This window comes from Gracilibacillus oryzae (assembly GCF_009498735.1).
Taxonomy (GTDB): Bacteria; Bacillota; Bacilli; order Bacillales; family Amphibacillaceae; genus Gracilibacillus; species Gracilibacillus oryzae.
Genome location: NZ_ML762464.1, coordinates 1 through 16,508, shown reverse-complemented (window position 1 = coordinate 16,508; position 16,508 = coordinate 1). Strand labels below are relative to the sequence as shown.

General features: G+C 36.0%; 12 protein-coding genes and 1 pseudogene. All 13 read left to right on the top strand.

The window, feature by feature from the left end:
- Window positions 1-640 precede the first annotated feature (640 nt).
- The 13 genes and pseudogenes from F9U64_RS22285 to F9U64_RS22225 all read left to right on the top strand — a co-directional run bounded on the left by F9U64_RS22285 (window position 641) and on the right by F9U64_RS22225 (window position 16,368).
- Window positions 641-1,810: an AGE family epimerase/isomerase gene (locus F9U64_RS22285; protein ID WP_153407097.1), complete on the top strand. Its 1,170-nt coding sequence runs from the start codon at window positions 641-643 to the stop codon at window positions 1,808-1,810.
- Window positions 1,811-1,813: 3 nt separating this feature from the next.
- Window positions 1,814-2,989, top strand: coding sequence for a glycoside hydrolase family 130 protein (locus F9U64_RS22280; RefSeq protein WP_153407096.1), 1,176 nt, complete (start codon window positions 1,814-1,816; stop codon window positions 2,987-2,989).
- Between the two features lie 229 nt (window positions 2,990-3,218).
- Complete coding sequence (locus tag F9U64_RS22275) at window positions 3,219-4,226, top strand: LacI family DNA-binding transcriptional regulator (RefSeq protein WP_153407095.1); 1,008 nt, start codon at window positions 3,219-3,221, stop codon at window positions 4,224-4,226.
- Between the two features lie 104 nt (window positions 4,227-4,330).
- Window positions 4,331-4,918, top strand: a complete 588-nt coding sequence (locus F9U64_RS22270; RefSeq protein ID WP_153407094.1) for a YesL family protein — start codon at window positions 4,331-4,333, stop codon at window positions 4,916-4,918.
- Between the two features lie 416 nt (window positions 4,919-5,334).
- The gene (locus tag F9U64_RS22265; protein ID WP_153407093.1) at window positions 5,335-6,693 is read left to right on the top strand and encodes an ABC transporter substrate-binding protein; all 1,359 of its coding nucleotides are present in this window, start codon (window positions 5,335-5,337) and stop codon (window positions 6,691-6,693) included.
- A 166-nt stretch (window positions 6,694-6,859) separates the two neighbouring features.
- Entirely contained in the window at window positions 6,860-7,732 is an 873-nt protein-coding gene (locus F9U64_RS22260) for a carbohydrate ABC transporter permease (RefSeq protein WP_153407092.1), read from the top strand.
- 1 nt (window position 7,733) lies between these two features.
- Window positions 7,734-8,564, top strand: a complete 831-nt coding sequence (locus tag F9U64_RS22255) for a carbohydrate ABC transporter permease (protein ID WP_153407091.1) — start codon at window positions 7,734-7,736, stop codon at window positions 8,562-8,564.
- A gap of 14 nt (window positions 8,565-8,578) precedes the next feature.
- The gene (locus tag F9U64_RS22250) at window positions 8,579-9,508 is read left to right on the top strand and encodes a glycoside hydrolase family 113 (RefSeq protein WP_153407090.1); all 930 of its coding nucleotides are present in this window, start codon (window positions 8,579-8,581) and stop codon (window positions 9,506-9,508) included.
- Between the two features lie 121 nt (window positions 9,509-9,629).
- Complete coding sequence (locus F9U64_RS22245; RefSeq protein WP_153407089.1) at window positions 9,630-12,092, top strand: beta-mannosidase; 2,463 nt, start codon at window positions 9,630-9,632, stop codon at window positions 12,090-12,092.
- Between the two features lie 21 nt (window positions 12,093-12,113).
- Window positions 12,114-13,077, top strand: a pseudogene (locus F9U64_RS23640) (glycoside hydrolase family 113).
- A 4-nt stretch (window positions 13,078-13,081) separates the two neighbouring features.
- Window positions 13,082-13,702, top strand: coding sequence for an SGNH/GDSL hydrolase family protein (locus tag F9U64_RS22235; protein WP_153407088.1), 621 nt, complete (start codon window positions 13,082-13,084; stop codon window positions 13,700-13,702).
- A 340-nt stretch (window positions 13,703-14,042) separates the two neighbouring features.
- Window positions 14,043-15,005, top strand: a complete 963-nt coding sequence (locus F9U64_RS22230) for an acetylxylan esterase (protein ID WP_153407087.1) — start codon at window positions 14,043-14,045, stop codon at window positions 15,003-15,005.
- 19 nt (window positions 15,006-15,024) lie between these two features.
- Complete coding sequence (locus F9U64_RS22225; protein ID WP_153407086.1) at window positions 15,025-16,368, top strand: GH1 family beta-glucosidase; 1,344 nt, start codon at window positions 15,025-15,027, stop codon at window positions 16,366-16,368.
- Window positions 16,369-16,508: the final 140 nt, after the last annotated feature.

Genomic DNA, 16,508 nt, shown 5'->3' with positions numbered 1-16,508 from the left:
ATTAGACATAAAAACTCCCCTTAAGATGAACAGATTTTATATTTTTAATCTGTCTACCTTAAGGGGAGCATATCAATTTTTATCTGTTTCGGGTTTTTTGTTCAGAGTAAAGAAACAGAGATGTCTAGCTCCGAACGCCAGAAACTAGGCGACTTCGCGAAAGCGCCCTACGATAAAGAAGACTTGCCGATTGGTTTACCAGAGGCTTAGTCGCCCTTTCATCGACTAATTACGGTCACGTCCTGTGACCAACGTCAATACTAGACGTCCTGTCGTCGTGCCACTTGGGTGAAAGTCATCATCGATTCGTTACCTCACCGCGTGATTTATCTCAGTTGATTCGCTCCACTCGCTACGTCTCTAAACGGGCGCTTGCGCCTTTGTTCATGCGGGGTCTTCAGACACGTCCGGATTCCACTAGTCTCTGTGTTTTGACTGCGCTTAGTATGTGCGTTCATCTCTTGATTATGGTACCGGTCGTGTTTTGGGTTAACATTATTAGTTATGTCCCGGCCTCTTTTTAGTGGTTATAGCATGATAAATCTTTAGAATGGAAAGAATAATTAATTGACAATTAATTATAAGTTAATTATTATTTATTTATTAAGTTATCGATAAACAAAGAGGGGGTTACGAACTCTTGATACAAATTACTAATGAAATTCAACAACATTTAGAAAATAAAATCCTACCGTTTTGGATGAGGTTAAAAGATGATGAATATGGCGGATATTATGGCGTTGTAGACCATGACTTAACTATCCATAAAGAGGCAGACAAGGGTGGTATTGCTACTGCTAGATTCTTATGGACTTTTTCATCTGCCTATCGAGTTACACAAAATAAGAAATATTTGGAATATGCTCACCATCTATACAAATTCTTAAGGGATAAGCTTTATGATGAAACAAACAAAGGTATTTATTGGTTAGTAGATTATAAAGGTGAGCCGATAGATACTCGAAAGCATGTCTACGCCCAATCCTTTGCTATTTACGCCTTGAGTGAGTATTATCGTGTCACTAATTCAAATGAGGCATTGGAACTTGCATTGGAAATCTATCACTTAATAGAGGAAAAGGGATATAATACGTCGAATAGTGCGTATATGGAAGAGTTCGATTGTTTCTGGAATCCTGTTAAAAATGAAATGCTAAGTGAAAATGGTGTCACAGCCGATATTACAATGAATACTCATATTCATGTGTTAGAAGCATACACCAATCTTTATAAAGCGCACCCATCTGAGGAGTTAAAACAAAGACTGATTGATCTTTTAGAAACACATTATCAAAGGATTTATGATAAGAACTCCAAGTTTTTAGGAGTATTTTTTGATAAAGAATGGGAATCTCTTATCAATATGAAATCATTTGGCCATGATATCGAGGCTAGCTGGTTGATGGATGAAACGATTAAGACATTAGGTATAAATAAACCTGAGTATCACCAAATGGTACTAGATATTGCTTACAATATTGCAGATTATGCTATGCAAGAAGACGGCTCTCTAATTAATGAGCAGGTAGAGGATGAATACGATTATACTAGAATTTGGTGGATTCAGGCAGAAGCAATGGTCGGTTATTTAAATGCCTATCAGCACACCAATGATCCTAAATTTGAAAAAATAATTATCGAGCTTTGGAATTATATAAAGGAAAAAGTTGTAGATAACCGAAATAACGGCGAGTGGTATTGGTCGGTAGAAGCGGATGGCAGTCCAACTGTAAAAGCAATAGGCGAGCCGTGGAAGACATCGTACCATAATAGTAGATTTTGTTTAGAATATATCGAGAGGGTGCTTTAGCAAATGATCCATGAAAATTATTATAAGCTTTTAGATGAACAAAATAAATTAATCAATCGACATAATGAGATAGAGGAAGAATTCTATAATGGTGTATATAACAGATATAAATTTCCTGTCTTAACTCGTCACCATGTCCCTTTACATTGGCGCTTTGACTTGAATAAAGAAACGAATCCTCATTTTATGGAGAGGTTAGGTGTCAATGCAACTTTTAACCCAGGTGCAATCTATTTTGAGGGTAAATATTATATGGTTGTACGATTAGAAGGATTAGATCGAAAATCGATTTTTGCTTTAGCAGTTAGTGACAATGGTGTAGATCAATTTACTTTTATCGATAAACCTCTCGTATGGGAAGATATTGATAAAGAAGAAACGAATATTTATGATATGCGATTAGTGCAACATGAAGATGGATGGATTTATGGAATTTACTGCTCAGAGAGTAAAGACCCTAATACTGGTGAATTCGATACTTCCAGTGCCGTTGCGCAAGCAGGGTTAGTTCGAACAAAGAATTTAAAGGATTGGGAGAGGCTTCCCAACATACAAACACCTTCACCACAACAACGAAATGTAGTACTGCATCCTGAATTTATTGATGGGAAATATGCTTTCTACACACGACCGCAGGATGGATTTATTTCAACTGGTTCAGGTGGGGGAATTGCATTTGGTTTAACTAAAGATATTAACAATCCGGTGATTAAAGATGAGAAAGTGATGCATGGTAAAAAATATCATACGATTTATGAAGTGAAAAATGGTCAAGGACCTGCACCTATCAAAACAGATAAAGGTTGGATTCATATTGCACATGGTGTACGTAATACAGCAGCAGGCTTGCGGTATGTATTGTATACTTTTGCGACAAGTTTAGAAGATCCGACAAAAGTGATTGCATTACCAGGCGGTCATTTTATAGCGCCATATGATAGGGAAAGAGTTGGTGATGTCTCTAATGTAATCTTTTGCAATGGTGCAATTGTAAATGAGAATAATGAGGTATTTATTTACTATGCTTCTAGTGATACAAGAATTCATGTAGCAACTACTACTATTAATCAATTAATTGATTATACTTTTAACACTCCAGAAGATCTATATCGTTCGTTAGAAAACGCACAACAAAGAAAAGATTTAATCTTGAAAAATGAAGAATTGTTAAACAAGTAATTGATTATTTATTAAAACACATTGGAATTGTCTTTCATCCAATGATTGTAGGTTAACTGAATAAGTCCTAATTCAACAATTACTGTACCTATACCTATAATTATTTATCCTAAATAGGTGTAGGTACTTTACTGTCTGGCTAAAATAAGTAATAATGAATTAATAATATAAAGTAATTTATTTATAAACTAGTTTGGAAAATAGGCAGGCATAAGTTTGGGGTGAGAACATGAAGTCAAACGTAACAATGAAGGATATTGCGAAAAAGCTGAACGTCAGCAGTGTAACAATTTCTAAGGCACTTAACGATAAAGAGGGCGTTAGTGATGAGTTAAAGGAAAAAATCAAAGATTTAGCAGACAAAATGGGTTATCGTTACAACACTTTGGCAAAATCAATGAAAGATGGAAAATCGTATAATGTATGTGTTATTATACCTGAACGTTATACTGGTATGACCCAGTCCTTTTATTTAAAAATTTATCAATCAATTGCTCAGATACTAGAAGAAAAGGGGTATTATGGCATAATACACATTCTTCCAAGTGATGACGAAGATAATCTAAAACTTCCAAGAATCTACCATGAGCGAAGAGTAGATGGTTTTATTCTGTTAGGTCAACCAAAAAGGGAATATATTGAACTAATGCAAAGCATTGATATGCCGTTAGTATTTTTAGACTTTTATGATGAAAATAATAATGTGGATGCTGTTATTACAGATAACTTTTATGGAGCTTATGAATTAACAAACTACTTAATTAGACAAGGCCACCGTGAAATTGGTTATATCGGTAATCTTTTTTCTACAAGTAGCATTCAGGATCGGTTCTTAGGCTATTATAAATCGCTATTAGAGCATAACATTCATTTGAATCAGGATTATATAATTAGTGATCGAGATGAACGAGGAGTTTTTATTGAATTTGATTTACCTAAACAGTTGCCGTCTGCATTTGTATGTAATTGTGACCAGGTTGCCCATTTATTGATAGAGAAAGTGCGGAAAAGTGGTTACGAAGTCCCGAAAGATTGCTCAGTTGTTGGATTTGACAATGATATATATGCTACACTCACAACCCCAAACCTTACAACTGTTGAAGTCCATATTGAAGAGATGGCAAAAAATGCAGTGAAATTTATTTGTGAAAAGATGGATGATGCTTCTGCAACATTTGGTAGAGTTGCTGTAAAAGGTAAGATTATATATCGCGATTCTGTTCAAAAGATAAAATAAACTCGGCCAAGGTGTGTGTAAACCTTGGCCTTTTACACTATAGGTTAGTTAGCAACACTTAAAAAAGTCACATAGAAGCATTTTACATTAAAGGGGGTCAAACAGTGGCGGGGTCTATTTATAGGCTGTTTCAGTTTATCTATCGATTAATTCAGATGAGTTTTTATTTTTGGGTTTACCTCATAAAGGGGCTGGTATTATATAGCCTGCTTCCTGCTGTAGCAGCATTGTGGGCAACCTCTAGAATGGTAATTTGGCAGCAGGAAGACATGGAAATGAAAGATTTTTTTAAGTCGCACTATGATAAATATAAACAGCATCGATGGACTTCTTTTAGTGTTGTCATTCTCAACATTATCGTACTTGTTGCGTTGTTTTTTATTAATCAATCTAACCATGTTATTAGTTTAGCATTCGTGATAGTTTGTATTTATTTATTAGTGTTAATTAATCTGAATTTCATTTATATGATTTACTTTTTAATTACTCAAAATCATACGATGAAAAATTCATTTGCATTAGCTTTTGTTACAGCAATTAGACGTCCATTCCGTTCCTTTATCATTTTAGTTCTGCTGGTAAGTGTCTTTATGCTAATGGTTTGGAATTTAGTTGCATTTCTAGCTTTTGGACCATGTATACTCGGAGTTTGTTTAAATGTCATATTTCAACAATTAACAAATAATGAATAAGGAATCTTCTATAGAGATAAAGAGGCAGGGACGAAAACATTTTCTTATACTTGGAACTTCAAAAATTCTACTACGTCGCTTAAACCTTCCTTTCTGAAATTTTATATTTTCCTAACCGGTAACAAAAACCGAACGATGATGTAATTCTTATATCATCGTTCGGTTTTTTCTATGCCATTCTCTATACCACGGGTGGCAGTTTCAGCTAACTTGTTGAAGAACCATAATGAAACGATTTATTTATCGTCTTATTAACTAGATATTACTTATATCTCCTTATGCTGTAACTTAAATAAAAATAAATATATATAATAAAACTATTGACTAGTAAACGGTTTCAAGTTATTATTAAGCAAGTGTTAACTTTAACGTTAACTTTATATTGATTATATAGAAAAGGAAAGGGGTCAAAAAACATGAGTAAAAAATTGTTAGTGTTTTTTGCAAGCATGTTAGTAGTTTTAGCAATTGTTGCTGGTTGTTCTTCTGATAATGAAGACAATGCAAGCGCTGGAGAAAGTTCAGGTGAAGGAGATGCTCCTTTGTATGAAACTTGGAAAGAAATAGCTCCGGAAGATATTGAGGGAGATCTTACTGTAATTACGCACAGAACAGATATTGTAGATACTGTTTATCAGGATTATGCAGATCAGTTTAACGAAAAATATCCTAATGTAAATGTGAACTTTGAGGCATTAACTGATTACGGTGGAGAAATTATGCCACGTATGAATACCGAAGATTATGGGGATGTTCAATATTTACCGGTACAAGTACCAATTGAAGACATTCCGAAATTCTTTGAGCCGATGGGTACTTTAGAAGATATGAATGAAAAATATTTAGGTGTTGAGGAACGTCAAGTAGATGGAACAGTATATGGTATTCCAATTGCATTAACTTATACTGGTGTTATTTATAATAAAGCAGTGTTTGAAGAAGCTGGAGTGACGGAATTACCAAAAACACAAGATGAATTCATCGCAGCACTACAAAAAGTAAAAGACAATACAGATGCTATTCCATTATATACAAATTATGCTGCTGGTTGGCCGTTAACACAATGGGAAGGTGCCGTTACGACAACTGCTGGAAATGTAGACTACTATAATGTAGATATGTTAGAAGATCCAACACCATTTGATTCAGGTGATCCACATTATGAGCATTATAGTTTAATGTATGAAGTGGCTGAACAAGGATTAATTGAAGAAGACCCATTGACTACTGACTGGGAAGCTTCAAAAGTAAGAATGAACAATGGTGAAATTGCAACTATGGTATTAGGTTCCTGGGCACTTGAACAAGTTCAAGGTGCTGGAGAAAATGCGGATGATATTGCCATTATGCCATACCCTACTGATGCAGAAGATACCATCTTCTCATTAGGAGCAGACTTGAATATTTCTATAAATAAGAATAGTGAGAACAAAGAAGCTGCTTTTGCCTGGGTAGATTGGTTTATTCATGAATCTGGTTATTCTGTAGAACAGGCTGGTGGAATTAGTGCATCGAAAGATGTTTCATTACCACCTGCATTGGCTGAAGCGGAAGAAGCTGGAGCACAATTCTCGATGTTAACTCCAGCTCCAGAAGGCAAGGAAGGGTTACTTGATGAAATTGATAAAGAATCTGAAGTAGGTTTATGGCTGGAACCGAATAAAAAAATTCTCATTGAAGCAGCAATTGGTAACAGAGATGAGTCTTATGACGATATTATGAATAGCTGGAATGAAGATTGGTCTGCAGCTTACGATGAAATTGTAGGGGAATAATTTAAAAAGACCAGCGCACTATTTATCAATAGTGGTGAATAGTGCGCTTACTTATAACCATCTCTTATTATAAAAAAACAGATAGAAAAGTGAAAGTTAAATGAAATTCGGAAAACAAATTCTTCCAATTTCATTTAGTTTTTACCAGGAGGTGCGACAACTAACTATGTTTTCAAAATTAAATTATAAAACACAACGTATGGTGATTATTATATCATTTCTCATTTTACCGTTAGCGTTATTAGGAACTTTTTCTTTTTTACCAGTTGCTAATATGTTTTGGTACAGCTTAACTGACTGGAATGGGTTTAGTGACAAAGAATTTATCGGATTAGAGAATTATAAAACGGTCTTTACTGATCCTGAGTATTTTCGAGTATTTATTGTCAGTTTGTATTATTTTGTCGGTACATTTGTACAGATGGGTCTGGCTTTGTATTTTGCAACAATTTTAAGCTTCAAAGTAAGAATGAAAAATTTCTTCAAAGGGGTAATCTTTTTCCCTTACTTATTAAATGGAGTTGCCATAGGTTTTATGTTCTTGTTATTCTTTCAACCTGATGGTGGACTAGACACTGTTTTAAATTTAATTGGATTAGGTGATTTAACCACCCATTGGTTAGGAAATCCAGATATGATTAACGTATCATTAGCAGGTACTTCGGTATGGAGATATATGGGCTTTAACTTCATTATTTTCCTTGGAGCTATTTCGTCTATTCCTGGAGAGGTATATGAAGCGGCAGAAATTGATGGAGCGAATCGCTGGCATCAATTTAAGTACATTATCTTGCCAAGTATTAAAATTATCGTTTCATTAAACTTAATTTTAGCAATAAGTGGAGCACTAAGTGCGTTTGAAATCCCTTATATTATGACTGGTGGATCAAATGGAAGTGCCACATTTGTTATTCAAACAGTGGACACAGCCTTTAAATATGGGAAGATTGGCTTAGCATCAGCAATGGCAGTAATATTACTATTTATCGTAGTAATTGTCACTGCAGTTCAACGAAAATTCTTCTCGGAGGAGGATTAAGATGAAGGCTAAATATATGGCAGGAAATGTATTAAAGTATGGCTCACTAATAATAGGTGCCGTTGCAGCAATTCTACCTATCCTTATCGTATTATTTGCTGCATTTAAAACAGGAACAGAATATACCAATACGGGACCATTAACACCGCCATCGAATTGGACAAATTTCGAAAACTTTAAACGAGCATTTATAGAGGGTAACATGCTGACAGGTTTCAAGAATACTGTAATAATCTTGCTTATTTCTATAGTTGGGACGACAATTATTGGTTCAATGGTCGCGTTTGTTTTGAATCGTTTTAAGTTTAAAGGGAGTAAGTTAATCTTAGGCGCATTTCTATTAGCTACGTTGATCCCTGGAGTAACTACTCAGGTTGCAACCTTTCAGATTGTTAATTCATTAGGCTTGTTTAATACGATGTGGGCAGCTGTCATTCTATATCTTGGAACAGACATCATTGCAATCTATATATTCTTGCAGTTTATGAGTTCAATCTCTGTATCATTAGATGAATCTGCAATGCTAGATGGGGCATCATATTTCACAATATACCGGAAAATAATTCTACCACTTTTAACACCAGCAATTGTGACAGTTATTATCGTAAAAGGGATAAATGTATACAATGATTTCTATACACCTTTTCTTTATATGCCAAAAACAGATCTACAAGTAATATCAACGGCTTTGTTTAAATTTAAAGGACCGTATGGTTCAGAATGGGAAGTAATATGTGCAGGAATTATGCTTGCTATTATCCCGACATTTATCGCATTTATTTCATTGCAAAAATATATATATAATGGCTTAACATCGGGTTCAGTGAAATAAAAGGAGAGAAATAGATGGAATATATTAAAGGCTTTACGTTTGGCTGGGGAGCAAAGCGTGGAGATTTCAATAAGAAAGAAGCAAAAGAGTCTTTGAAACTAATGAAAGAAAGAACAGCAAGTAATTATGTTATTTTTGCCTTAGCAGCTTCACAGGAAACGGCTTTCTCTACAGATGTGATTTATCGTGGAGAACATATGGTAACAGACCAAGAGCTGGAAGAGATGATTGATTATGCTAGATCATTAGATTTAAAAGTAATGATAAAGCCAACCGTAAATCCGAGTGATGGGATATGGCGGGCACATATTAATTTCTTTGATATAGATGTTCCTTGTGAACCGAAGTGGGCTGATTGGTTTAGAAGCTATACAGACTATCAATTACATTATGCAAAAATAGCAGCGAAGAAAGAAGCAGAAATGTTTATTGTCGGCTGTGAAATGGTACAAACAGAAAGGCGCGAGAAAGAATGGCGTCAATTGATTCGTGAGGTTCGCCAAGCTTATAATGGTTTAATTACCTATAACACAGATAAGTATCAGGAAGGAAATGTAAGTTGGTGGGACGAGGTAGATGTTATCTCATCAAGTGGCTACTATCCATTAGGTGACTGGGATAATCAATTAGATCGAATTGCAAAGATTATTAAACCTTTTAATAAACCGTTCTTTTTCGCAGAAGCGGGATGTCCAAGTAGAACAGGTTCTGCTAATATTCCGAACGATTGGTCATTAGAAGGGGAAGTAAACGTAGAAGAGCAAGCGGCTTTCTACCGTGACATGTTTGAGAAAACAAGTAAAAGAGACTGGGTGAAAGGTTTTGGCCTTTGGGATTGGAAAGCAATACTCTATCCCGAAGCTGAGGCAGATCTGGATACAGATTATGCGGTTTATGGAAAACCGGCAGAGAGAGTGATCCATGACTTTTATCACGCGCGTTAACCGTTAGTGATAACTGCCTGATAAGTTTCACGTAATAAATCAATGTAATATTCTAGGAAGTCGTACTATCAAGTTGGATAGCACGACTTCCTTTTACAAATAAAAAGTGAAGAGGTAGCATATGAAAAAGCTTAACTTTAATCAAAATTGGAAAATGAAAGCATTATCCAAAAACGATTGGTATCCTGTAACACTTCCAGCATCTGTGATGAACACATTATTAGAAGCGAATGTTATTGATGATCCATTTTATCGTGACAATGAAGAGAATGCGAAAGAGATTGCCAATCAGGATTATGTTTTTCAGAAACAGTTTGAATTGGATAATCAAACGTTAGCGTATGAAAATATCTCCCTAATATTCCACGGAATTGACACGATAGCAGAGATTTTCCTCAATGGCAGAAAACTAGCAAATACAAATAATATGCACCGTATTTATGAAGTGAGCGCTAAAGATTATCTTCAAGGAGGAACTAATACAATAGAGTTGGTTCTATCTTCTCCTATTCAATATATTGAGGAAATCCATCAGCGTGATCCTTTATCTGGTGTCGATCACGCGATGGAAGGCTATCAACATTTAAGAAAAGCACATAGTATGTTTGGCTGGGATTGGGGCCCGAAGATACCTGATTTAGGAATCTGGCGTGATGTAGAGCTGGTGATGTGGAATGAAAATCGGATCAATGATGTGTACATTGCGCAAAAGCATGAACAGAATCTAGTGCATTTAAACGTTCAAGTAAAATTGGAGCAAGAAGTGGATACAAACCTTGCCATTTTAGCAAAAATCACAGATCCAAATGGTAAGCAGGAAGAACAAGTAATCAATCAGGCAAAACAAACAGAGCAATTCTCGTTTACAATTGAGAACCCAAAAATATGGTGGCCTGCTGGATATGGAGAACAGCCGTTATACAACGTAGAGATTATCCTACAGAAGGCGGAAGAACATATTGATAGGAAAAATCATAACATCGGGCTACGAACAATTGAAGTAAAACACGAAGACGATGAGTGGGGTAAATCTTTTGAATTTGTTATAAATGGCTATCCTATTTTTATGAAGGGAGCCAATTACATACCTGAAGATAACCTGTTACCTAGAACATCCAGGTCAAGAACGGAACAATTAATTAAGGATAGTGTTGCAGCTAACTTTAATATGATTAGAGTTTGGGGTGGAGGACATTATCCGGAAGACTATTTTTATGAGCTTTGTGACCAATATGGTCTAATTGTTTGGCAGGATTTCATGTATGCATGTAGTGTTTATCGATTAACAGAACAGTTTGAACAAAACGTCCGCCAAGAAGCAATTGACCAAATCAAACGAATTCGTCATCATGCATCACTTGGAATCTGGTGTGGAAATAATGAAGTAGAAGAAGCGATGGAGCCTTGGGGATGGCCGAAGAAAGCAGACTGGAGAAGAGATTACATCAAGCTATTTGAAATTATATTACCGGACATTGTAAAAGAACATGATCCGCAAACCTTTTACTGGTCTTCTTCCCCATCATCAGGAGGTGGATTTGACAAACCGAGAAATCCAGATATAGGAGATGTTCACTACTGGGAGGTTTGGCATGGACAAAAGCCATTCACTGATTATCGCAATTATTATTTTCGATTTTGTTCAGAGTTCGGTTTTCAATCCTTCCCTGCAATGAAAACGATCAAATCATTCACCGAGCCAGAGGATAGGAATATCTTTTCTAGAATTATGGAGAAGCATCAGAAAAATGATGACGCAAATGGGAAAATTTTATATTATTTATCTGAGAATTTCCTTTACCCAAAAGATTTTGACGCATTGCTCTTTACTTCACAGTTATTGCAAGCAGAGGCGATTAAATACGTGGTAGAGCATTGGCGCCGTAATTTAGGGCGATGCATGGGCTCTCTTTACTGGCAATTAAATGACTGCTGGCCTGTTGCTTCATGGTCAAGTATTGATTATTTCGGTAGATGGAAGGCATTGCATTATTTCACTAAAAAATTCTATGACCCGATTCTTTTATCATTAGAAGAAGGCGAGAGCGATGTCAATATATATGTAACAAATGATCATTTAAGTGGGATAAAATGTCGGATTGAATGGAAGTTGATGGATACCAGATCTCACATTTTAGAACAAGGCGAGCTTCATGCTGATATTCCTGCTTCAACGGCAAAATCCTGTAAGTCACTTGATTTTACCAATTTGTTAACAGAGGATAGAAAGCGAGATTGTTATTTCGAAGCTATTCTTTATGTTGATGATGAGAAATACAGCAATGCTACAGTTATTTTTACGAAAACAAAGCATTTTGACTTCCTTAATCCAAATCTGGTGACACAGCTCAAAGAAAATGATGAGCAGTTCATGATTGAAGTAACAGCAACTTCCTATACAAAGTATATTGAAATTCAATTAGCAGAAGATGTTATTCTATCCGACAATTATTTTGATTTATCAGCAAATGAACTCAAAGTGGTGACGATTGAAAAATCTTTATTACCAGATACGGTAACTCTAAAGAATCTAGAAGATAATCTGAAGGTTCGTAGTGTATATCATATTACACACGAAGAATAATAGAAATGGTGGTAGTGAATAATGGAAGAATTGTTTGTAAAAGGAATGACATATGGCTGGAATACAACACGTGGAGCATATAGAACAGAGGAAGCAATTTCTTCCTTGCAAAAACTAAAAGAAACTGGTAGTGAATGGATAGCACTTTCCTTTTTTGCGCTTCAGGACACGTATCATTCAACATCTATTCAGTTTGATTACAGTAATACGATGACAGATCGAGATATTCAATTTGCGGTTAATGAGGCAAAGAAATTAGGATTGAAGGTATGTTTGAAACCTGTAGTTAATTGTCGCGACGGGATTTGGAGAGCAAGGATCGGTTTCCCTGAAGAAGCTGTTGATAAATGGGAAGAATGGTTTGAATCCTACACTAACTTTACCATCCATTATGCGGAGTTAGCTAAAGAGCTTGATTGTGAAATGTTCTGTATCGGTTGTGAGATGATTAATACAGAAGCACAAACTGTTTACTGGCGTGAATTAATTAAAAAGGTTCGTAATATTTATGATGGACCGGTTATTTACAATGCAAACCATGGCAGTAGATGTCATTGGTACAAGTGCTTATTATCCAGTTGCGAAAGTTCCAGGAGACACTGTTGAAAATATGGTGAAGGAATGGGAGAAAATATCTCTAAAACTCGAAAAACTGCATCAAAGATTTAACAAACCGATTTTATTTATGGAAATTGGCTGTAGAAGTGCATTAGGCTGTGCCACAATGCCATGGGATTTTGAGCATACTGACTTACCTTTTAGCGAAGAGGAACAAGCGAATTTTTACCAATCTGTATTACAAGTGTTTTGGGAGAAGCCATGGTTTGCCGGTTTCTTCTGGTGGGATTGGAAAACAAAGCTATATCCGATTGAAGATGCAGATAAAGACCTCGATTTTGACATTTATGGTAAAAAGGCAGAGAAAATATTGAAAAAGTGGTATCATTCAGAAAGAAATATACCAATCAATATAGAGAGGAACTAAGTCATTGAATCTAGGAAAACGTTTAGTTCTCATTGGTGACAGTATCACGGAATGGGGGAAAAATGAAGACCCAGAAGGCATTGGCCGTGGATATGTTCGATTGATTCATGATTATTTACGGGTGACAGAGCCTGAAAAAAACTATGAGATTTTTAATAAAGGAATTGGTGGAAATCGAATTACCGATTTAGAGGCACGTTGGCAAGAGGATGTTCTGGACTTAATGCCAGACACTGTATCCATTTCGATAGGGATTAATGATGTATGGCGCCAGCTAGATCAACCAGAACTTGAACAGGTTGCCCCTGATAAATTTGAGCAAAAGTATCGAAAGTTATTAAGTCAAATAAAAGCGGCGACCCATGCTAACATAATATTAATGGAACCTACCATAATTAATGAAGAGATTAATTCGGAAGGAAATCAAAAACTAAAAGCGTATGTGGAAATTGTAAATAAATTAGCTGGTGAGTTTGATACCCTGCTTGTTCCTACACATCAAGCCTTTATCGAATATTTACAAAAAGATAGTAGATATTACTTAACAACAGATGGTGTTCATATGAATAGTGCAGGAAATCTATTAATGGCAAATCAATGGATAAAAGCTGTGAAAAATCTGTAAAACAAAGGCGAGCTCTGTTTATTTGGATAAATAGGGCTCGAACTGTTGTTAATTGCAAGTGCTCAAACGAAAAGGATATGGTATAATGAAACCGGTATCCTTAAAGAGATGAAAACTGATAATGATGCGAGCAGTTTGACGGGTTTATTAGTTATACTATATAGGAATTATTAAAAAACAGGGTGAGTCCTGTCTATTTATTAGTCTCATTAAGGAAACCGATTTCCTTACCAGTCATCCAAATAAGTATAATGGACTTTAGGAGTGAAATCACCATTTAATACATCCTGGTTTACATAATCAAAGGCAATAATAGAGGATGTTGTCAAGGAGGGATAATATGCATGTAGATATGCCACTGGATCAGTTAGAAAAATATTTAGGCATTAACCCAAAACCAGATGATTTTGACCTGTATTGGGACCGAGCTTTACAAGAGTTAGAAAAACAATCATTAGACTATGAGTTAGAGGAGGCAGCTATTCAACCTGAATTTGCGAGCTGCTATCATTTATATTTTCGTGGAGTCGGCGGTGCAAAGGTTCATGCAAAGCTTGTAAAACCTAATCAGGATATTACTACAGGACAAGGAATAGCTATCTTTCATGGTTACTCAGTCGATAGTGGTGACTGGTTAGATAAGCTAGCTTTTGCTGCTCAAGGATTTACCGTTTTAGCATTGGACTGTAGAGGACAAGGTGGGAAATCAGAGGATAACCTAATGACGAAAGGGCCTACTTTTAAAGGACATATCATTCGTGGATTAGATGATCCAAATCCTGATAAGCTTTATTATCGTCAAGTTTTTCTGGATACGGTGCAAACAGTAAGAATTTTAAAATCAATGGATACTGTTGATCCTGACCGAATTGGTGTCTATGGCCAGTCCCAGGGAGGAGCGCTTGCTGTGGCATGTGCAGCTCTAGAACCGAGTGTGAAACATTTATTTGCTGTACACCCTTTTCTGGCAGATTACGAACGAGTATGGAATATGGATATTCAGAACTCTGCATATGAAGAAATCGCTTATTATTTTCGATGTTTTGATCCGACGCATAGTCGACATCAGGAGGTATTCAAAAAATTGGGCTATATAGATATTCAACATCTGGCAAATCGAATTAATGCTAGTGTGAATTGGGTGACAGGATTGCGAGACCATATTTGTCCACCATCTACTCAACATGCAGCTTACAACAAAATAAAATCGAAGAAGAAAATGACATTGTATCATGAGTTTGGCCATGAACATTTGCCGAATCATATCGATTATGCATTTCAGCAATTTGTTCGAATTTTATAAATTAGGGAGGAAGTATAAAATGGCAATTATTCAATTTCCAGAAGGTATGAAATGGGGAACTGCAACGGCATCCTATCAGATTGAGGGAGCTGTAAATGAAGGGGGGCGCGGAACTTCCATCTGGGATACCTTCTCTAAAACACCAGGTAAAGTAGTTAATGGTGACAATGGTGACATAGCATGTGATAGCTATCATCGTTATGAAGAAGATGTTGAGTTATTAACAGATCTGGGAGTAGATGTGTACCGATTTTCTGTTGCATGGCCAAGAATTTTTCCGAATGGCACAGGTGAAGTGAACCAGGAAGGTTTGGAGTATTATCATCGACTTGTTGATAAATTGATAGAGAAAGGTATTGAACCGATGTGCACGCTCTATCATTGGGATTTGCCACAAGCACTTGAGGATAAAGGTGGCTGGAATAATCGTGAAACTATAGATGCTTTTGTTCAGTATGCAGAGCTGATGTTCAATGAATTTTCAGGCAAAATTAAAAGCTGGCTTACTTTAAACGAGCCATGGTGTATTTCTTTCTTATCTAATTATATTGGCGCACATGCACCGGGAAATAAAGATTTGCAATTGGCAACCCAAATTTCCCATCATTTATTAGTTGCACATGGCTTAACAGTAAAGAAATTCCGCAACTTAGGAATCGAGGGAAAAATTGGTTTTGCTCCTAATACAACATGGCTTGAGCCATACAGCAATCGTCAAGAAGATATTGATGCATGTAATCGTGAAATTGGATGGTATATTGAATGGTTTATGGATCCAGTATTCAAAGGCAACTATCCGGAATTTATGTTAGATTGGTTTAAGAAAAAAGGTGTGCAGTTAGAAATTAAGGACGGAGATATGGAAGCGATCCAACAGCGAGTTGATTTTCTGGGAATCAACTACTATACAGGACATATTGCACGTTACAAAGAAAATAGTGGTTTACTAGATTGGGAATTGGTAGAAATGAATTATGATCGTACAGATATAGGCTGGCCTATTTTCCCGGAAGGATTTTATAATGTGTTGATGCGAATTAAAGAGAGTTATGGAGATATACCAATTTATATTACAGAAAATGGATCATGCTATAATGATGAACCAGAAAATGGTCAAGTGAAGGATAATGGAAGGATCAGTTATTTACAACAACACTTGACTGCGTTAAGTCGTGCCATTGCTTCTGGAGTAAATGTTAAAGGATATATCACCTGGTCATTATTGGACAATTTTGAATGGGCGGAAGGATACTCTATGCGTTTCGGTATTGTGCACGTAAACTATCGCACGTTAGAGCGGACGAAAAAGGACAGTTATTACTGGTTTAAACAGACGATAGCAAATAACTGGTTTGAGAACTGATTTTTTACTAAGACGAGGCTGCAACAAAACTATATTATACGTAACAAAACCCGAACATTCGATATGAACTGCCCCCTGTCAAGTAGACAGTGGAAATAATAAAAATGATCTAGGCGGCCTTTGTCCTGTATTCCATCGGA